The 3,879-nt window shown below is 33.0% G+C and carries 4 protein-coding genes; all 4 read right to left on the bottom strand.

Features of this window, described 5'->3' with window-relative positions; translation table 11 throughout:
* Positions 1–244: 244 nt before the first annotated feature.
* Positions 245–1,666 (bottom strand): ATP-dependent zinc metalloprotease FtsH, encoded by a 1,422-nt coding sequence (gene ftsH, locus KO464_01470; protein ID MCC7572040.1) that lies wholly within the window; start codon positions 1,664–1,666, stop codon positions 245–247.
* Between the two features lie 51 nt (positions 1,667–1,717).
* Entirely contained in the window at positions 1,718–2,053 is a 336-nt protein-coding gene (locus KO464_01465) for an ATP-dependent metallopeptidase FtsH/Yme1/Tma family protein (GenBank protein ID MCC7572039.1), read from the bottom strand.
* 349 nt (positions 2,054–2,402) lie between these two features.
* Positions 2,403–2,780, bottom strand: coding sequence for a hypothetical protein (locus KO464_01460; GenBank protein ID MCC7572038.1), 378 nt, complete (start codon positions 2,778–2,780; stop codon positions 2,403–2,405).
* A 51-nt stretch (positions 2,781–2,831) separates the two neighbouring features.
* The coding region (locus tag KO464_01455; GenBank protein ID MCC7572037.1) for a hypothetical protein at positions 2,832–3,879 on the bottom strand (1,048 nt) is incomplete at its 5' end.

Genomic DNA, 3,879 nt, shown 5'->3' with positions numbered 1-3,879 from the left:
TGGTGAATATCTGATATAAGACGATTGCTCTAATTGTGAGCTATACGCCCACAAAGGCAATAATTATTTGTAATAAACAATATATCAGATATTTTCAAAAAAGAAACATGGTGAATATCTGATATAAGACGATTGCTCTACCACTGAGCTATACGCCCACAAAGGCAATAATTATTTGTAATAAACAATATATCAGATAAAAACTAGGTGCACTTTTAAAAGCACACCTAGTTTAGCACAAAATTTATTTTTCTTCAAGCAATTTATAGAACTCATCTTTTTCTAAAGTTTCTTTTTTAAGTAAAGCTTTAGCAATTTTTTCTAGCTTTTCTTTGTGTTTTATTAGGATTTCTTTTGCCTCATTATAAGCGACCGTAAGCAAGCCAATCATCTCTTTGTCAACTTTTGCTGATAATTCTTCTGAGTAATTATGTCTAGAAGTAAGTTGTCTTCCTAAAAAGAGAGACTCTTCATCTGCCAAAGATATTGGCCCAAGATTGCTCATGCCATATTTTACAATAAATTTACGTGCTTTTTCAGAGGCAATTTTTAAATCATTTGATGATCCAGTTGATATTTCTCCAAAAGTTAATTCTTCAGCTACATATCCTCCCATCAGTGTTGTTAAAGTATCGAGCATCTCGGATTTTGTTTGAAAAATTCTATCTTCCAAAGGAAGCTGTAAAGTATAGCCAGCTGCTCTTCCTCTTGAAATAATAGATATTTTATGTATTGGGTCAGCATGTTTTAATTTCGCTGCCACTAAAGCATGACCTCCTTCATGATAAGCGGTAATCTCTTTTTCTTTTATAACATGGCTTCTTCTTTCTGGTCCCAACAAAACTTTTTCAATAGAATCTAAAACATGTTCTCCGGTAACTTCTTTTAAGTTTTTCTTTGCAGCCAATAAAGTTGCTTCATTAGCTAAATTTTCTAAGTCTGCACCAGAAAAACCAGGAGTTCTTTCAGCAACTTTTTTAATGTCGATATTTTTAGCAATTTTTTTATTTTTTAAATGTAAGGTAAGTATTTCTTGTCTTTCATTTAAATCAGGCAAGTTTAAGACAATTCTTCTGTCAAATCTACCTGGCCTCAATAGAGCTGAATCAAGAACATCAGGTCTATTTGTAGCTGCCACCACGATTACATTGGTGTTGTTATCAAAACCATCCATTTCAACAAGAATTTGATTTAAAGTTTGTTCTCTTTCGTCTTGGCCTCCACCTATACCAGAACCTCTTTCCCTGCCAATCGCATCTATTTCATCAACAAACAATATTGCCGGAGATGCTTTTTTAGCAATAGCAAAGGCAGATCTAACTCTAGAAGCTCCAACTCCAACAAACATTTCTACAAATTCAGACCCAGAAATATGAAAGAAAGGGACATTGCTTTCTCCAGCAATTGATCTTGCTAAAAGAGTCTTTCCTGTTCCAGGAGCACCCATTAGCAAAACTCCTTTTGGTATTTTAGCACCCAAGTCAGTGAATTTCTTAGGGTTTTTAAGAAAATCAACTATTTCTAATAATTCTTCTTTTTCTTCCTTCATGCCAGCAACATCATCAAAAGAAACTTTAGTTTTAGTTGGTGTAAATTGTTTTATATTTGACTGGCTAAAATTAAAAATTTGTCCAGGGCCGCCTTGCTTTCCTTTCCTTCCTGGCATACCCAAAAAAGAAAAAATTAAGAAAAGAGGAATTAATAGTATTATGGCTAGTCAGATTATATTTCCCCAATCAACTTTTTCTTCAAAAGTGACTTCAATTAAAGATAGTTGTTTTGCATCAATTTCATAGTATTTAAGAAAATCAAAAAAAGATTCATTTAAGCCTGTTTTTGAAATTAAGCGAACACCTTCTTTGTCAACAGAGGTAATGACATTTTCTTTTATAGTAATGTCAGAAATATTTCCACTATTAATTTGGGCTGCTAATTCACTGATAGCAATGTTTTTTGTTTCAGGGCTTTCTTTCAAAAAGCTTCCACCAAATAACAAAACAGCTGCTAACAATATAAAAGTAATAGTTAAAATATTTTTTATCCAGTTTTTCATGTCGTTTTTTTATTTTAATTAAAGGCCTTTCTATATTAGCAAATAAAAAAACAAAAAACAACCAAAGAAAAGCGGTTGTTTTTTGTTTTTAGAGTTTAAACTATCTAATTACGGGAGTATCACCATTTTGCAAATAAATTAAAGCAGTGTTTATTGATTCAAGAGATGTGCTTAAGATGAGGTAGTTTTCATAGAAAGCATAGCTAAAATCAACTTCATTTTCTGGGTATTCAAAATAACGAACGTTTGCTCCTAAAATCTCAGCATCTTTAAATATAGTTGCCCTGCTTGCTTGAGGACTAAACAACCAAAGGCTTAAGGTGTTTTTAATAATATCTCTGTTTACTTCTCAGTTTAAAAAAGATCTTTTAACAGCATCTGTTTGATTTTCTTTAAGAGTAAAAACCAGACCTAAAGAAGGTTTAAATTCTCCGTAGTAAGCATAGAGAATATATTTTTCGCCAAGACCATTTTTTAATTCCGCAGGAGTGTTATTTATAAAAGCATTTAAAATTTCAGCGCTTGATAAAATTTGACCTTTTATAATAGGAGCAATAACTTTAAATGTTTGCGGGGCGCCAAGGGTTTTAGCTTCGTCTGTGATTTGTTTTAATATTTCAGGTGATTTAGAAATATCGATATTTAAATTAGATTGTAAAAAACCTTGGCGTAACAATAAAAAAGGATTTGGTTTTGTGGTAGTAACAGTTGTTGGTGTAACAAGCAAATTATTGCTTTCCAGTGTGTCAACTTTTACTTGTGGAGTAAAAAATCTTGGTCAAACTAATAAGTAAGCAACAACAAGTAAAGCCAAAATGCCAAGTATTGTCAAAGGAAGCATTAATTTATTTTTTGGCTCATTTTTTGATCCATTGGGATCAATGTTTGAGATAGGGCTAAACTCTTCAGGAGCTATCAAATTATTTAAATCAGAGCTTAAATTATCTTTTTGCTCCGGAACGGGTTGATTAAAATCAATGCTGCCAAGAGTTTTTTCAGCTATAGGGCTCTTATCTAAAAAAGAAGAATCATTAGCTGGAGTTGGTTCATTTGGGCTAGGATAACTTGGTTGAGCTTCTGGCATTGGAGCAGGAAACCCTTGTGTTGGGCTAGCAAATGGCTCTGGCGGTTTATTAAAGCTATCAGCTACCTTATCAGGAGTTTCAAACTGATCAGGACTTTGATCTGCAAAACCTTCCTGAGGTTGATTTTGTGGATCAGTTAAGTTTATTGAGGAAAAATCAGGCACTGGCTCCGGATTTTCTTTAACAGGTTGTGCTGGCATTTGATTTTCAAGAGGTATGTTTGGTGTTCCGGAAGGAACATTTTCTGGAGTTAGCATTGGCTGTTCTTGGCTAGACATAGGTTGGTTTTCTGTGTCAGCAAAATTATATTCATCAGCGGAAGGTTTTATTGTCGCAGCAGGAATATCAGCGGGAATATTTTCTGTTGAGTGAGTATTGACTGTCACTTTTGGAATATCTGCAGGTTCTTTAGCATAAGGCAAAGCTTCTCCTCCCTGCTCTTTTAAGTTATTCAAATCACTATTCATTGTTCTAACATAAACATTAGAATCTTTTGGTAAAAAATTGGGATCAATTTGGTTATTTTGATCGTTTTGATTATTTTGTTGGCTCATAATAATAAGATTAAATTTATTATATTTACTACTATATAAATTATAATAACTTTTTCCATAAAAAGCAAGTGTTTGTATCTCCATTTGCCAAATAAAAAATATTTGGCAAGGGAGACTGACAAACAGGGGTGCAAGGCCAAGTGTTTGTATCTCCATTTGCCAAATAAAAAATATTTGGCAAGGGAGA

This window comes from Methanofastidiosum sp. (genome assembly GCA_020854815.1).
Lineage (GTDB): Archaea > Methanobacteriota_B > Thermococci > Methanofastidiosales > Methanofastidiosaceae > Methanofastidiosum.
The sequence above is the reverse complement of the archived record's forward strand: the minus strand, read 5'-3'. Positions and strand labels throughout refer to the sequence as shown.

Coding starts and splice junctions, on each gene's coding strand:
- ftsH (MCC7572040.1), bottom strand. CDS start 1,666: ATGCCAGGAAGGAAAGGAAAGCAAGGCGGCCCTGGACAAATTTTTAAT.
- KO464_01465 (MCC7572039.1), bottom strand. CDS start 2,053: ATGAAAAACTGGATAAAAAATATTTTAACTATTACTTTTATATTGTTA.